Source organism: Pseudooceanicola marinus (assembly GCF_020177265.1).
GTDB classification, from domain to species: Bacteria; Pseudomonadota; Alphaproteobacteria; order Rhodobacterales; family Rhodobacteraceae; genus Pseudooceanicola; species Pseudooceanicola marinus_A.
On the sequence record NZ_JAIVMC010000007.1, the window covers coordinates 260279 to 275317 of the forward strand.

General features: G+C 67.7%; 14 protein-coding genes and 1 tRNA gene. 6 read left to right on the forward strand and 9 right to left on the reverse strand.

Features of this window, described 5'->3' with window-relative positions; translation table 11 throughout:
• Window positions 1–7: 7 nt before the first annotated feature.
• The 3 genes from LC066_RS13785 to LC066_RS13795 form a co-directional block, all read right to left on the reverse strand.
• Complete coding sequence (locus LC066_RS13785; RefSeq protein ID WP_224900035.1) at window positions 8–1207, reverse strand: UbiH/UbiF family hydroxylase; 1200 nt, start codon at window positions 1205–1207, stop codon at window positions 8–10.
• A gap of 46 nt (window positions 1208–1253) precedes the next feature.
• Window positions 1254–1490 carry a hypothetical protein gene (locus tag LC066_RS13790; protein ID WP_085887370.1) on the reverse strand — a complete coding sequence of 79 codons (237 nt, stop codon included), beginning with the start codon at window positions 1488–1490 and terminating at the stop codon, window positions 1254–1256.
• A 72-nt stretch (window positions 1491–1562) separates the two neighbouring features.
• Window positions 1563–2207 (reverse strand): pyrimidine 5'-nucleotidase, encoded by a 645-nt coding sequence (locus LC066_RS13795; RefSeq protein ID WP_224900037.1) that lies wholly within the window; start codon window positions 2205–2207, stop codon window positions 1563–1565.
• A 205-nt stretch (window positions 2208–2412) separates the two neighbouring features.
• Here LC066_RS13795 and LC066_RS13800 point away from each other — a divergent pair, with 205 nt between their 5' ends.
• Window positions 2413–3063, forward strand: a complete 651-nt coding sequence (locus LC066_RS13800; protein ID WP_224900040.1) for a GntR family transcriptional regulator — start codon at window positions 2413–2415, stop codon at window positions 3061–3063.
• Here LC066_RS13800 and LC066_RS13805 read toward each other — a convergent pair.
• Both LC066_RS13805 and carA read right to left on the reverse strand, forming a co-directional pair.
• Complete coding sequence (locus LC066_RS13805) at window positions 3045–5000, reverse strand: glycosyltransferase family 2 protein (RefSeq protein ID WP_224900042.1); 1956 nt, start codon at window positions 4998–5000, stop codon at window positions 3045–3047. The genes LC066_RS13800 and LC066_RS13805 overlap by 19 nt on opposite strands.
• A 215-nt stretch (window positions 5001–5215) precedes the next feature.
• Window positions 5216–6385 (reverse strand): glutamine-hydrolyzing carbamoyl-phosphate synthase small subunit, encoded by a 1170-nt coding sequence (gene carA / locus LC066_RS13810; protein WP_222478117.1) that lies wholly within the window; start codon window positions 6383–6385, stop codon window positions 5216–5218.
• Between the two features lie 243 nt (window positions 6386–6628).
• Here carA and LC066_RS13815 point away from each other — a divergent pair, with 243 nt between their 5' ends.
• Together LC066_RS13815 and LC066_RS13820 are read left to right on the forward strand one after the other, a co-directional pair.
• A complete protein-coding gene (locus LC066_RS13815) occupies window positions 6629–7090 on the forward strand; it encodes a GatB/YqeY domain-containing protein (protein WP_222478118.1) in 462 nt (153 codons plus the stop codon).
• Between the two features lie 173 nt (window positions 7091–7263).
• Window positions 7264–7446: a DUF3008 family protein gene (locus LC066_RS13820; RefSeq protein ID WP_224900045.1), complete on the forward strand. Its 183-nt coding sequence runs from the start codon at window positions 7264–7266 to the stop codon at window positions 7444–7446.
• A 23-nt stretch (window positions 7447–7469) separates the two neighbouring features.
• On the opposite strand, the gene LC066_RS13825 is transcribed toward LC066_RS13820, so the two are convergent.
• The 4 genes from LC066_RS13825 to lipB form a co-directional block, all read right to left on the reverse strand.
• Complete coding sequence (locus tag LC066_RS13825) at window positions 7470–7964, reverse strand: DUF2244 domain-containing protein (protein WP_224900048.1); 495 nt, start codon at window positions 7962–7964, stop codon at window positions 7470–7472.
• 98 nt (window positions 7965–8062) lie between these two features.
• Window positions 8063–9733, reverse strand: a complete 1671-nt coding sequence (gene ctaD / locus LC066_RS13830) for a cytochrome c oxidase subunit I (RefSeq protein WP_224900051.1) — start codon at window positions 9731–9733, stop codon at window positions 8063–8065.
• Window positions 9734–10033: 300 nt separating this feature from the next.
• Entirely contained in the window at window positions 10034–10483 is a 450-nt protein-coding gene (locus LC066_RS13835) for a c-type cytochrome (RefSeq protein WP_222478124.1), read from the reverse strand.
• A 183-nt stretch (window positions 10484–10666) separates the two neighbouring features.
• On the reverse strand, window positions 10667–11374 hold the full coding sequence (lipB, locus tag LC066_RS13840) for a lipoyl(octanoyl) transferase LipB (protein ID WP_224900231.1): 708 nt from the start codon (window positions 11372–11374) through the stop codon (window positions 10667–10669).
• Window positions 11375–11476: 102 nt separating this feature from the next.
• On the opposite strand from lipB, the gene LC066_RS13845 reads away from it, so the two are divergent.
• The 3 genes from LC066_RS13845 (at window position 11477) to LC066_RS13855 (ending at window position 15013) form a co-directional block, all read left to right on the forward strand.
• Window positions 11477–13135, forward strand: a complete 1659-nt coding sequence (locus LC066_RS13845; RefSeq protein ID WP_224900054.1) for a peptidoglycan-binding domain-containing protein — start codon at window positions 11477–11479, stop codon at window positions 13133–13135.
• 224 nt (window positions 13136–13359) lie between these two features.
• A tRNA-Leu gene (locus tag LC066_RS13850) sits at window positions 13360–13446 on the forward strand.
• A 376-nt stretch (window positions 13447–13822) separates the two neighbouring features.
• Window positions 13823–15013 (forward strand): MFS transporter, encoded by a 1191-nt coding sequence (locus tag LC066_RS13855; RefSeq protein ID WP_224900057.1) that lies wholly within the window; start codon window positions 13823–13825, stop codon window positions 15011–15013.
• Window positions 15014–15039: the final 26 nt, after the last annotated feature.

A 15039-nucleotide genomic window follows, 5' to 3' on the forward strand; every position in this document is an offset into this window, starting at 1 on the left:
CCGCCCCTTATCCCTTCGCGCCCAGACCCATCTGCATCAGCACCTTGCGCACCGGCGCCGCGGAATAGAGCGCGTTCAGCCCCGCCGCGCGCAGGTCGCGCAGGGGCTGGGCCGAGATCTGGCTGGCGCGGTTCAGCGCGTCGATGCCGGCGGCACGGATCTGCACCTCGCGGTGGCGGGCGCGGTGATAGGCCTCCATCATCTGCGCATCGCCCAGCCGGTCGGGGGCGGCCAGGATCAGCTCGCGCAGGGCGCGCAGGTCGCCCAGCGACATGTTCAGCCCCTGCGCCCCGATGGGCGGCACCACATGGGCGGCCTCGGCCATCAGGGCCAGGCGTTCGCCCGCCATGTGATCGGCCACCTGGGTGATGATCGGCCAGACGGACCGGCGGGTCAGCAGGCGCAGCTCTCCCAGGATGCCGACGCTGCGGCGGTTCATCTCGGCCTCGAACTCGGCGACCTCCATCGCCGCCAGCTCCTGCACCCGGGGGCCGTCCTCCATCCAGACCACGGCGGACGACGGGCGGCCGTCGTAATCTGGCAGGGGCACCAGGGTGAAGGGCCCGCCCGAGCGGTGGATCTCGGTCGAGACGTTCTCATGCGGGATCGGGTGTGACACCGAAAACGCCAGGGCCTTCTGCCCGTAGCGGCGGGTGGTCACCTCGATGCCCGCGGCCTGGCGCATGGGGGAATTGCGCCCGTCGGCGGCCAGCACCAGCTTGCAGCGCACGCGGGTGCCGTCGCTCAGCCCGACACGGGCCTCGGCCTCGCGGGTGAAGAGGCTTCGGGTGCCGGTGCCGGGGCGGAACTCGACATTGGGCAGGTCTTCCAGCCGGGCCACCATCTCGCGGCGCAGCAGCCAGTTGGGCAGGTTCCAGCCAAAGGGCTTGTCGGAGATCTCGGTGCTGTCGAAGTCACGCACCACGCGCGGTTCCGGCTCCGGCCCGCCGGCATCGACGATGCGCATGATGCGCAGGGGCGCGGCATGGGCGTCGAGACGGGCCCAGAGACCTGCCTGCTCCAGCAGCTGCTGCGCCGGTTGCAGGAAGGCCGTGGTGCGCAGGTCGGCCCCTTCGGCCGCGCCGTCGGTGACCGGCGGCGTCGGGTCGAGGCAGAGCACGCGGAACCCGTCCGCCCCCAGAACGGCCGCCGCGGACAGCCCAGCGACGCCCCCGCCCGAGATCACGATGTCGTATTGCGCGTCCATGTCCGGCCTCCTTCTGCCGTGGTTCAACGGGCCCTCTACGCTATTCCTAGCCCCGCGTCAGCAGGATCAGGATCACGAACATCACCGGCACCGAGGCCAGGGCTGTCAGCCCGAGGGCCACAAGGCCCCAGGTTTTCACCGCCAGGATCAGGGCGGTCACGGCGATAAGGGCGGCATAGCCGATATTGCCACGGAAATCCCGCTCCAGATCGCGGATGATCCAGCCCAGTACGGGCACGAAATGATAGGGTCGCCGGGGACCGGCGGCGCTGATGTCAGTCATGGGTTTCCTCGCGTTTCCTGTGCCCTTCAGATGGGGGCAAAGGGCGCCGGAGGCAAAGCGACATCCTGCCGCTCATAGCAGGGACTTCAGGAATCCGCCCAGGTTGTCGGTATGGAAATGCACATGCTCGGCCTCATGGGCCTCGGGGGCGACATGGACACAGCGCAGCCCCATGGCGTGCGGCACGGCCAGGTTGCGCGGATCATCCTCGAACATGGCGCCGCGGGTGCGGTCGAAGCCGTCGGTGCCGAAGACCGTATCGAAGGCTGCGCGGTCGGGCTTCGGATGGAAGCCCGCGTGTTCCACCCCGTAGACCGCATCGAACAGCCCCGACAGCCCGCGCGCCGCCAACACCCGTTCCGCATAGGGCGCGGTGCCGTTGGTGAAGACGATCTTGCGGCCCGGCAAAGCGCGGATATGGGCGGCCAGATCCGGATCGCGTTCCAGGTGGTCCATGTTGATCTCGTGCACATGGGACAGGTAGGGGCCCGGGTCGACGTCATGCAGGCGCATCAGCCCGGCCAGCGTCGTGCCATGCTCGCGCCAGTAGAGGGCACGCAGCCGGTCGGCCTCGGCCCGGTCGACGCCAAGCGCCTCCATCACCCAGTTGGTCATCCGCACCTCGATCTGATCGAAGAGCCGCGCCTCGGGCGGGTAAAGGGTATTGTCCAGGTCGAAGACCCAGGTGGTGACGTGATCGAAGTGGGGCTTTGGCATGGCGCGACGCTACGCCCGGGCGCGGCGAAGCACAAGCGGCCCCGGGCGTGATGCTTGGCCTTTCGGGTGTCTCGCGGGGGACATTGGAAGGGCTGCCGCCGGGCGACCCCGGCACGAGCCCCGGTTGCTTTGTCGGGGCGCGATCCCTTGCACCTTCGCCCCGCCCTCGCCTAGGGTGTCGCGATGAGGAAAGGAGCCTGCCCCAATGGCCACGAAACCCCCGCAGGGCGATGCCTATTCACTGATCCTGGAAGCCATCGACGTGGGCGTCTATCGCCCCGGTGACCGGCTGGTGGAAAGTGAACTGGCCGAGCGGTTCGGCGTCTCGCGTACGCCCATTCGCGAGGCTCTGCAGCGGCTGGAGACGCAGCGCCTGCTGACCCGCGACGGGCGCTCGCTGATCGTGGCCTCGCTGGATCACAACCAGCTGGCCGAGCTCTACGTGGTGCGCGCCGAGCTGGAGGCGCTGGCCGCAGGCCTGGCCGCTCGCCATGCGACCGCCGAAGAGGTGCGCGTGCTGCAGGAAATGGTCGCCCAGGACCGCCGCCTTGCGGGCGATCCCACGGCGCTGGCCCGGGCCAACAAGCGGTTCCACCACCAGATCCACCTGGCCTCGCACAACCGGTTCCTGGTGCAGCAGCTGGACCTGGTGCATCGGTCCATGGCGCTTCTGGCCACCACATCGCTGGCGGCCGAGGGACGGACCGAGGATGCGCTGAAGGAACATGAGGCCATCGTGCGTGCCATCGCGGCACGGGACGAAGACGCGGCCGCAGAGGCGTTGCGCACCCATATTTCCAAGGCCTTCGTCACCCGGCTGAAGCTGGACGCGGAGCGTCACGAAGAAGGCATCTGACCGGCCGGGGGGCCTTGGTTCGCGTCTGGTGCCCGGGCACCCGATGCGGCCGCGCCTGCCAGGGAATGGCCGTGCTGGGTCTTGTCCCAGTAGAAGGGTCTCACCACCAGCTCGTATAGCGCCTTGTAGACCGCCAGGCAGCCCAGCGGATAATAGACGTGCATCGTCGGCACCCAGGGCCAGAGATGGCGATGCTCGGCGCGCCGGGTTGCGATCAGGCCGAGGGTGATGTTCTGCACCTCGGCGCAGAAGAACAGCACCGCGCAAGTCTTCAGCAGCACGGGCGGCACCAGCGTCAGCAGCGGATGCGGCAGCCCCGCCAGCATCAGCCAGAAGGACCACAGCAGCGGCGCCAGCATGAACTGCGACACCGCTGTGATGAAATGGGCGTGAAACCCGAAGCACCGCCAAGCCCCGAGGTCGCGGTACAGCCGCGCAGGCCGGCGCAGGTGCACAAGGTAGGTCACGATATACCCCTTCAGCCAGCGCGAGCGTTGCTTGACCCAGGGCAGGGGGTGGCAGGCGGCCTCTTCGCGGGTGGTGGTGTCCAGCAGTTCGGTCCGGAACCCATGCCGGGCGATGCGGATGCCGAGGTCCGCGTCCTCGGTCACGTTGTGGGCGTCCCAACCGCCGAGGATCTCCAGCGCCGTGCGGCGCATGAACAGGGTCGTGCCGCCCAGGGGGATGGCAAAGCCGAGGCCAGCCATGCCGGGTAGCACCAGGCGGAACCAGCTGTTGTATTCGATGGTGAAACAGCGGGCGAGCCAGTTCTGCCGTGGGTTGTAGTAGTCGAGCGCCCCCTGCAGGCAGACGACCTCCGCCGGCGCAGCGGCAAAGCGTGCGGCCACCCGGCGCAGCTGGTCGGGGTCCGGGGCATCCTCGGCGTCGTAGATGCCGATGATGTCGCCGCGGCAGAAATCCAGCGCGTAGTTCATCGCCCGGGGTTTGGTCTGTGGCGCCCCGGCAGGAACGACGACGCAGCGGATCCAGGGTGGCAGGGTCAGGTCGCGGATCGTGGCGCGGGTCACCTCGTCCGCCTCTTCGAGCACCAGCACCACGTCCAGCCGGTCGCGCGGGTAGTCCAGCCGGTCCAGCCGCTTCATCAGGGCGGCGGCGATGCGTCTTTCGCGAAAGAGTGGCACCAGGACCGATATCTCGGGCAGCTCTGGCTCTGTCGGTGGCGGGGGCAGGCCCGTGTGCGCCTCGCGCAGGGGCGCCTGGCGCAACAGGTGCCGGGTGGCCGCGCTGCCTTTCTGCACCATGGCCAGCGCCAGCGTCAGCACCGCCCAGCCGGTCAGGACCAGCAGCATCATGGCTGGCGCTGCGATCAGCAGAGCCAGGCCGAGCAGCAGCACGCCCACGGTCAGGCGCAACCGGCTGGCCGTGACGGACCAGGTCCGGCAGCTTTCGGAGGGAGGCACCCGGCTGGCCATCTTCCGCGTCAGCTCCGCCCGGCTGGCATGGGCGACGGTCTGCTGAACCTCCTCGCGCCGTACGACCACCGGGCGCAGGCCAAGGCGTAGGTCACGGCGCAGCCGGTAGGCGAGGCCGGCCAGAACGTCGGCGAAATGTTCGGGGCGGGCGGTGGCACAGACCAGTACGTCGTCATGCAGGCGCCAGGGCACGATCTGATGATGCAGGCAGAAAGCCGGATCCAGCAGTGCCTGCAACGCCGGATCGGGCGGAGCCTTTGCCAGGTTGACCCGGTCGAGGCCATGCCGTTCGGCAATCAGATCCAGCATGGCGCCTTCTTCGAGATGGCCCGAGGCCCAGGCCGCGCGCAGCGCCGCGTCGGGCGGCGCGGGGTCGGCGTCGGGGGCGGGCCACACAAAGCTTGCGCCGGCCTCCTGAAGGGCGCCGAAAGTCGGGTTGCCGGGCGCGGCCGGGCCGTTCGGCACGGGAGAGTGTGCCGTCACCTTCCCCGAGTTCGTCGCCATGGACCGTCGACCTTCTGTCTGCTCCGGCCCCTGTCTCGCAAGACATCGTTAATTGGTCGTTAAAGCGAGCTGAAGGTATCGTTAACCAGGGGAGGGGGCGCCGGCTGGCAGGCGGGCCTTTCCGGAAAGAGGCCGTGCGCCATGCCCGTCAAGAAAAGGGCGCCGCCGGTGATTCCGGGGCGCCCCTTGGCATCTGTCATATGGGATTACGTGGCTCAGCCGGCCTTTTCGACCTGTTCATCCATCGAGGCGACGAAGCGCTCGAAGAGGTAGAAGCTGTCCTGCGGACCCGGGCTGGCCTCGGGGTGGTACTGCACCGAGAAGACCGGGCGTTCGGTCATGCGGATGCCGCAGTTGGAGCCGTCGAAGAGGCTGACGTGAGTTTCCTTGACGCCTTCGGGCAGGGACTGGCTGTCGACGGCGAAGCCGTGGTTCATCGAGGTGATCTCGACCTTGCCGGTTTCCAGGTCCTTCACGGGATGGTTGGCGCCGTGGTGGCCGTGGTTCATCTTCACCGTCGTGCCGCCGAGGGCCAGGGCCAGCATCTGGTGACCAAGGCAGATGCCGAAGACCGGCAGGTCGGTCTTGTCCAGCACGTCACGGATCATCGGCACGGCATATTTGCCGGTGGCCGCCGGATCGCCCGGGCCGTTCGACAGGAAGACGCCGGCGGGCTCATGGGCCAGCACCTCTTCCGCGGTGGCGGTGGCGGGCAGCACGGTCACATCGCAGCCGGCGGAGGCCAGGCAACGCAGGATGTTGCGTTTCGCGCCGTAGTCGATGGCGACGACCTTGTGGCGGGCGTTCTCCTGCCGGGCGAAGCCGTCGGGCCAGGCCCATCTCATCTCGTCCCAGCGGTAGGACTGGGCACAGGTCACGTCCTTGGCCAGGTCGAGGCCGACGAGCCCGGCGAAGCTGCGGGCGCGGGCCACCAGGGCCTCGACGTCGAAGTTGCCGTCGGGATCATGGGCCAGGGCGGCATGCGGCGCGCCGCGGGCGCGGATGGCGCGGGTCAGACGGCGGGTGTCGATGCCGCCGATTGCGATGCGGCCGCGCGCAGCCAGCCAGTCGCCCAGCTCTCCGGCGGAGCGCCAGTTGGAGGGTTCGGTCGGGTCCCACTTCACCACCATGCCGGCGGCGACCGGATCGGCGGTTTCATCATCCTCGGGGTTCACGCCGACATTGCCGACATGGGGGAAGGTGAAGGTGACGATCTGGCCGGCATAGGAGGGATCGGTCATGATCTCCTGGTAGCCGGTCATGGCGGTGTTGAAGCACAGTTCCGCCTCGGTCACGCCGGTGGCACCGAAGCCTCGGCCGTAGAAGAGGGTCCCATCGGCCAAGGCGAGGCAGGCGGTCGGTTTCGATCCTTGGGACAGGGGCATGGGCGACTCTCACGACTGGGGACAAATTGGCGCATAGCTATGAGCGGCACGGTCAGAGGTCAAGACCCGTCGGGGCGCTGCGGGCCTTTGCGCCATGCCTATTTTGCAGGCCGGCCCTGCGGTCTGACCACGCGACGGGGCAGGGCGATTGACGCAGCGACGCCCCTGCGGTCCGGAACCTTGTGAGCGCAGGGCCGTTTCTATATGGTGGGCATCTGCAATCAACGCGAGGGTAGAAGCGAGATGCAAGTGAGGGAACGGGTCAATACCGCCCTGAAACAGGCGATGAAGGACCGGGCCGGCGACAGGCTGTGCACCCTGCGGCTGATCAGCGCCGCCATCAAGGACCGGGACATCGCGACGCGCGGCGAAGGCAGTGAAGAGGGGGTCGGCGAGGACGAAGTGCTGGCAATCCTTGGAAAGATGGTCAAGCAGCGTCAGGAAAGCGCCCGCGTCTACGAAGAGGGCGGCCGCATCGACCTGGCCCAGCAGGAGCTGGACGAGATCGAGGTGATCGAGGAGTTCCTGCCCCGACGCCTGTCCGAGGACGAGGTGGAAAACGCCGTCGACGAGGCCGTCTCGGCCACCGGCGCCAACTCGATTCGTGACATGGGCCGGATCATGGGCCACCTGAAGTCGCGCTACACCGGTCAGATGGATTTCGGCTCGGTCGGGGCGAAGGTGAAGGCCCGTCTGGCCAGCTGACCGCGCCCTTTCAGGCATGAGAGATAGAGCAAGGGCCCGTGCCGGGATACGGCGCGGGCCCTTTGCATGTCCGGCGGCCGGCCCGGACCAGGGCTGCGGCGAGGACGGCGGGGGCGGAACAGCCACGCCTGGCGGGGCGTTTCCATTGGAGACAGATCCGAAGGAGAGATCAGATGAAAGCCCAGTCGAAAAGCCAGCAGCGCGCCGCCGGCGCCGCCCTGTCCGCCAAGCGCGGCGAGAGCAAGGTGGAGGACCTGCAAGGCGCCTCGAAGGAGATGTACGACAGCATGACGGAGGCGGAGCTGGACGAGATGGCCTCGACCCCGTGCGAGGACCTGCCCGAGGAGAAGGACTAGGGGCGCGGCGTCGCGCCGTTCATTCAGCCCTCGGGTCCGCCGGCGGCGCGCATCTCGCTCAGGGCGGCCTGCAGCTCGGGGTAGAGGCGCTTGCGTTCCTCCTCTGACAGGAAGGCGCCGATCTCCACCTCGCGGCCGTTCCCCGACAGGGTGACGTAGTGCTTCACCGGGCCCGCGTCATCGTGGGAGGTGACGCGCACCCAGTAGGGGTTGCAGGCCCATTCCGCATGGGCGCCGCGCGGCCCATGGCGGGTCAGGTGGCAGCTGTTGGGGGTCAGCACCAGGTGTTCGGTGATCGCGCCATCGGCGTAAGACCGACGCAGCCCCCACCACAACCCCCAGAGCGCCAGCATGGCAAAGGGCAGCAGGCCCCAGAGGGCCAGCGTTCCCAGGAAAGCCAGGATCGGCACCAGCACGAGAGTGAAGAACAGCAGGATCACCCCGGCGAAGCCGCGCGGTGACAGCGAGCGGTGCGGGCTGAGTTCCAGTTCGGTTTCCGTGGTCCAGCGGTAGGGCATCGGCGGCTCCGCGCACAGGGTCGTGACATCATTGGCAGGCTGAAAGCAGAAGGGGCGCCCCGCCGGGCGCCCCTTGTCGTTTCGGTCTCGCCCGCGGCTCAGTGCGCGTGGGCCTTGTCCCAGTCTTCCTGCTTCGGCAGCTGCTCGAACGTGTGTTCGGGCGGCGGCGAGGGCAGGGTCCATTCCAGGGTGTCCGCGTATTCGTTCCAGTAGTTGTTCTGGGTCACCTTCGCGCCGCGGAACAGCGAGTAGAAGACGACACCGAAGAAGAACACGAAGGACGCGAAGGAGATGAAGGCGCCGATGGACGACCAGTAGTTCCAGACGGCGAAGCCTTCCGGGTAGTCGATGTAGCGGCGCGGCATGCCCTGACGGCCCAGGAAGTGCTGCGGGAAGAAGGTCAGGTTGGCCCCGATGAACATCATCCAGAAGTGCAGCTTGCCGGCCCATTCGGGGTACTGACGGCCGGTCATCTTGCCGAAGTAGAAGTAGATCCCGGCGAAGATGGCGAAGACGGCGCCCAGCGACATCACGTAGTGGAAGTGGGCCACGACGTAATAGGTGTCGTGGAAGGCCCGGTCGACCGCCGCCTGCGACAGGACCACGCCGGTCACGCCGCCCACGGTGAACAGGAACAGGAAGCCGAAGGCCCAGAGCATCGGAGTCTTGAACTCGATCGAGCCCTGCCACATCGTCGCGATCCAGCTGAAGACCTTCACCCCCGTTGGCACCGCGATGACCATTGTCGCCAGCATGAAGTAGCTCTGCTGGGTCAGCGACAGGCCGACGGTGTACATGTGGTGCGCCCAGACGACGAAGCCCAGAACGCCGATGGCGATGATGGCCAGAACCATCGGCAGGTAGCCGAAGATCGGCTTGCGCGCGAAGGTCGAGATCACGTGGCTGATGATGCCGAAGCCGGGCAGCACGATGATGTAGACTTCCGGATGGCCGAAGAACCACAGGATGTGCTGGTAGAGGATCGGGTCACCACCGCCGGAGGGCTGGAAGAAGGTCGTGCCGAAGTTCCGGTCGGTCAGCAGCATGGTGATGGCGCCGGCCAGAACGGGCAGGGACAGGAGGATCAGCCAGGCGGTGACGAAGACCGACCAGGCGAACAGCGGCACCTTGAACAGGGTCATGCCGGGGGCACGCATGTTCAGGAAGGTGGTGATGATGTTGATCGCGCCGAGGATCGAGGAGGCCCCCGAGACGTGGACGGCGAAGATCGCCAGGTCCATCGAATAGCCGCCCTCGTTGGTCGACAGCGGCGGATACAGCACCCAGCCCACGCCGGAGCCGGCCTGGTCGTTGCCGCCCGGGGCCAGCAGCGAGGCGACGCCCAGGGCAACACCGGCGACGTACATCCAGAAGCTGAGGTTGTTCAGCCGCGGGAAGGCCATGTCCGGCGCGCCGATCTGCAGCGGCATGAAGTAGTTGCCGAAGCCGCCGAACAGCGCGGGGATGACGACGAAGAACATCATCAGCACGCCGTGGTAGGTGATCATCACGTTCCACAGGTGGCCGTTCGGGGTACATTCCGCGGCCGACGGCCAGAAACGCGCGCCCTCCAGACACATGAACTGCACGCCGGGGTGCATCAGCTCCATGCGCATGTAGACGGTGAACAGAACCGAGATCAGGCCGGCCACGGCGGCGACGACCAGGTAGAGAATCCCGATATCCTTGTGATTGGTGGACATGAACCAGCGAGTGAAGAACCCGCGGGTATCCTCATGCCCGTGGTCCTGGACGGCTGCGTCGGCCATATCTTGCCTCCTCATCAGATTGGTCGCTACCGAGGAAGACGGACTCTCCCCTGGCTCGCAAATTAGAGGCTTTTTAGTCGCGCGCGCGTGATCGGACAATGGGCCTGTTTGATACAGATCAAATTTTTCGGCGTGGTGACGCGGGATGGCGTCGGATTCGGGCGCCTTTTCAGGGGGCTGGCAGAGGGGGCACGGTGCGCGGGCCGGTCGGGGCGCGGCGAGATGACGCGGGGCAGGGCGCATATGCAAAGGCCCGCCTGACGGCGGGCCTTTGGGGTCTTGCGTCGCGGCGGTGGAGGATCAGTCCTCGGCCGTCTCGCCTTCTTCTTCGCCGCTGTCGTCCGAGAAGGTGGCCAGGTAGGCGGCCATGTCTTCCTGGCCGCGCGTCAGCTTGAAGGTCATCTTCGTGCGGGCGCCGCCATCGTCCAGCTGCTCCTGCAGGAAGGCGCGCGGGTCGGTCATGTAGGTCTGGATGTTCTCCACGTCCCAGACGAGACCCTGCTCGCCCAGTTCGACGATCGAGTCGCCATAGCGGAAATCCTCGTAGGTGCCGGCGGTGCGGCCGATCACCCCATAGAGGTTCGGGCCGGTCTTGCCGCCCCTGACGAAAACCTCGTCGTCAGATGCGATGGTGTGGCAGGCCTTGCACTTCCTGAACTCCTTTTCGCCGGCTGCCGCGTCGCCGACATCGGCGAGGGCGGGGCTGGCGGTGACAAGAATGGCGGCTGCCGTCATCAAAAATCGGGTCATGCTCTGTCCTCCGATCCGGGGTTGCTGCGTTCCCATCCTCCCTCTCTATGGCATCCGTCCCGGGGGCCACAGGGGAAAAAGATCGACGTATTGTCGCAGAAGGATTTTTCCAGTCACTTGGCCCGCTTGCGCCGGGATCTGCCGCAGGTTTCGGCAGCGGCCCCCGGCGCGAAGCGCCGTCGGTCAGCCCGGTGGCGGCGGAAAGGACTGGTCAAAGGTGGCCATCAGGGCGGCGTCCAGGTCCTCCATCGTCACCGGTAGCCCGAGGTCGACCAGGCTGGTCACCCCGTGGGTGGCGATGCCGCAGGGAACGATGCCGGTGAAATGCTCCAGCTCCGGCTCGACGTTGATCGAGATGCCGTGGAAGCTGATCCAGCGGCGCAGACGGATGCCGATGGCCGCGATCTTGTCCTCGCACACCGATCCGTCGGCCTGGGGGGGCTTCTCCGGGCGGGGCACCCAGACGCCAACGCGCCCCTCGCGGATCTCGCCGCGCACGCCGAACTCCGCCAGGGTGGCGATCACCCAGTTCTCCAGCGCCTTGACGAAGGCCCGGATGTCGCGGCCGCGCCGGTTCAGATCCAGCATGACGTAAACCACCCGTTGCCCGGGCCCGTGGTAGGTGTATTGCCCGCCGCGCCGCGCGTCGAAGACCGGGAACCTGTCCGGGTCCACCAGGTCCTCGCGCCGGGCCGAGGTGCCGGCGGTGTAGAGCGGCGGGTGTTCCAGCAGCCAGATCGCCTCGGGCGCGCGCCCGTCGGCGATGGCGGCGGCGCGGGTTTCCATCTCGGTCAGGGCCGTTTCGTAATCCACGAGGCCGGGCGAGATGATCCATTCGATCGGCTGTGCGCCCGGCCGTTGGTTCGGCGGATCGCTCGGATTGTCATGAATACTGTCGTTATTCGGCGTCAAAACGCTTCTCCAAACGGACGGGTCTGGTCTAACATGGAGTCAAGTTCTCGTGATTTGATTGCCATCTGGGGAGATTATTCCATGTATTCCAAACTTATTCGCAGCACCATCGCTGCATCGCTTCTGGCGACCGCACCTGTGGCGGCCATGGCCGACAACCTTGGCGCGGCCATCGTCGGCGGCATCATCGGGGGCGCCATCATGAACGGCGCCTCGCAGCAGCGCAAGAAGACGACGACCACCTATTACGCGCCCTCGGCCACCCGCACCGCTAACCGCGAAACGCAGACGGCGCTGAACTACTTCGGGTTCAACGCCGGTACGCCGGACGGTGTGCTGGGTTCGCGCTCGCGCAGCGCGATCAGCCAGTACCAGGTCTACATGGGCTATCCCGCCACCGGCCGCCTGCAGCCGCATGAGCGGGATGCGCTGGTGGCCTCCTACAATCGCGCCCTGATCGGCGGCCCGGACGTGACCCGGGCGCTGAACCGTTCGAAGGATGGCGTGCGCGGCCTGCTGGTGCTGTGGCGCGGCGGGGCCGGCAGCTCCGGCCATGGCGGCATGGGCTATGCCGGCCTGCCGATCGAGGTCTCCGACGCGGTGGACGAGATCGCCGAAAGCACCGAACCCTCGCCCGAACAGCTGCTGCAGCGCGCGGGCTTCATCCAGACGGCAGACCTGAACGGCGACGGGCAGAACGACTACATCGTCGATACCGCCGTCACCGGCTCGACCTTCTGGTGTGGCGCCAGCCAGTGCACGACGATGCTCTTCGTCTCCACCTCCGACGGCTATCAGCGGCGGCAATTCCAGTACCTGATGAACCCGCAGCGCACCAACACCGTGCAGGTCAGCTATTTTCAGTGCGACCACACAGGCTGCCGGATGAACGATCCGCTGGCCGGTGGTGGTGCGACGCAGCAATATGCCGCCGCGCCGGCCCCCGCACCGGTTGCCCCCGCGCCGCAGACGCAGATGGCCGTGGCCCCCGCACCGGCCCCTGCACCCGCGGCTCCGGCGACCCTGCCGACCTTCGCCATCCCCGCGCCGGCCCCTGCGCCCGCGCCCTCGCTGGCCAGCTACTGCGAGAAGGTCAGCCTGATGACCAGCTCCAACGGCGGCTACGTCACCGCAGCGACCATGACCGACCCCAAGGTCGCCCTGGGAGAGCAGTTCTGCTACTCGCGCACCTACGCCAAGACCGCGGGTGAACAGCTGATGCAGAAGGTGCCTGGCCTGACGCCCGCCGCCGCCGCCCAGCAATGCGCGGGCTTCGAGCCGGTGCTGGCCCCCTACGTGGGCAGCCTGGCCACCACCCCGGCCGAGCAGGTCGTGGCGAATGTCGCGCAATACGCGGCCAATTCGGGCATGACGGCGGATCAACTGGCGGCCACCGCCCGCATCTGCCTCTACTCCGGCTACAACGGCGACACGATGGGCGTGGCCCTGGGGTCGGCGCTGTTGCTGACCGCGCTTGGCCAGGACGCCTACGCGGAACTGGTGGGCCATCACCTGAACGAGGGCTTCGGCACCACCGCGTCGCCCGTCGCGGCGGCCAACTGGTACCGCATGGCGATCGAGGCGCAGGAAGCCGGCGCGCCCTCGGCCTTCGGCGACAGCCTGCCGGGCCGCGTCGAACTGCTGCGGGCCGCAGCCCTGGGTGCTGCCAACCCGGCGCAGACGACCACCGCACCGACCGTGGTTCCGACCGCGCTGCCCAGCTTCACCATATCCGAATAATGCGGGGCGGGCCGACGGGGCCGGCCATCCAGCAAGATCAGAAGGGCCGTCCGCACCGGGCGGCCCTTTGCCTTGGGCGCGCCGGAGAACTGCAGCGCCCCGGTCGGGCAGGGCGCCTGCGAAGGCTCTGCAAGCGCCCATGCAAAAACCTCTTCAGCGCCCGAATTTTCCGCTTCACATCGCCGTCGCCGCTCGGTATACGCCCGCTACCTACCGGATCACGTGCGGTCGTGGCGGAATTGGTAGACGCGCAGCGTTGAGGTCGCTGTGGGGTAACTCCCGTGGAAGTTCGAGTCTTCTCGACCGCACCATCCGGAAGCTGACCTGACGGTCACCCGGTCCCGATCAGGGCCATTTTCCCGACATGCAGATCCCCGAGAGCTTCGCCGAAAGGCGGAAGCGGGTATGGCTTATCTGCGGCGACTGTCTGAGCGCCTACATCCCCTGACTACTGCCCAAGACCTGCTTCGGACACGGCTATGTGCGCCCGTGCATATCCGGAATGCATCTTTGCGGCGCGCCGGGGGCTTGCGTCGCGGCAGGGGGCGGGACAGAAGGTTAGCGGTAGCAGTCCTCCCCGGCTGCCTCTTCAGAAAAGATCCGCGGGTCATGCTGCTGCCCTCCGACCCGCGACGGCGCGACCCGGAGGCGGCAACAGGGCCTGCCCCTGCTGCGAAAGGCCCCGCCATGATCCGACAGGAGACGGCCGCCCATCCCATGCTGGTCACGCTGGCCCTTGCCCTTGGCGGTTTCGCCATCGGCGTGGCCGAGTTCGCCACCATGTCTATCCTGCCCTATTTCTCGGCCGAGTTCGGCGTCTCCGAAGCGGTGGCAGGCCATTCCATCGCCGCCTATGCCATCGGTGTCTGTGTCGGCGCCCCGCTGATCGCCCTGGGGGCGGCACGCATGGCACGGCGGTCGCTGCTGGTGCTTCTGATGGGGCTTTATGCCCTGGCCAACGGGTTGTCGGCCATCGCCCCCGACTGGACGCTGTTCATCGCCTCGCGCTTTGTCGCCGGGCTGCCGCACGGCGCCTTCTTCGGGGTCGCGGGTTTGATGGCCGCGTCGCTGGCGCCGCCCGAACGGCGGGCGCGGGCCGTGGCCTCGGTGCTGACCGGCCTGACGGTGGCCAACGTGATCGGCGTGCCGCTGGCCAATGTCTTCGGCGCGCAACTGGGCTGGCGCTGGACCTTCGCCTTCGTGGTGCCGCTGGCGGCGGGTTGCGCGATCTTCGTCCGGTTGCTGGCGCCCCGGATCGAGGCCCTGGCCGATGCCAGCCCCCTGCGCGAGCTGTCGACGCTGAAGAGCCGCCAAGTCTGGCTGACCCTTTCGGTGGGGGCCATCGGCACGGGCGGCATGTTCTGCATCTACACCTACCTCGCCTCCATCGTCATCGAATATGCGGGCGAGCCGGAAACCGTGGTGCCGGTGCTGCTGATGATCTTCGGCATCGGGATGACCTGTGGCCAGTTCATCTTCGGCTGGGCGGCGGACAAGTCGCAACTGGGCGCCGCGGCCGCGGCGCTGGCGCTGGCCTCGGTGATGATGATCGTCTTCTGGGCGGTGGCCGGCAACGTCTGGCTGATCGCCCCGGTGCTGTTGATCCTGGGCTGTTCAGGCGGCCTCAGCTCCGTCCTGCAGGCGCGGCTGATGACGCTGGCCTCGGATGCGCCGACCCTGTCGGCGGCACTGAACCACTCGGCCTTCAACCTGGCCAATGCCATCGGTCCGGTGCTGGGCGGCATGGCGCTGGCGGCGGGCTACGGCTGGCCGTCGGTCGGCCTGGTAGGCGCCAGCCTGTCGGGTGCGGGCCTGCTGGTCCTTGGCATCACCGCCTGGGACGCGGCGCCCCGCCGGCGCGGCCTGGCGGCGGGCTGAGGGCACTTCGGCTTGCAATCCGCGCC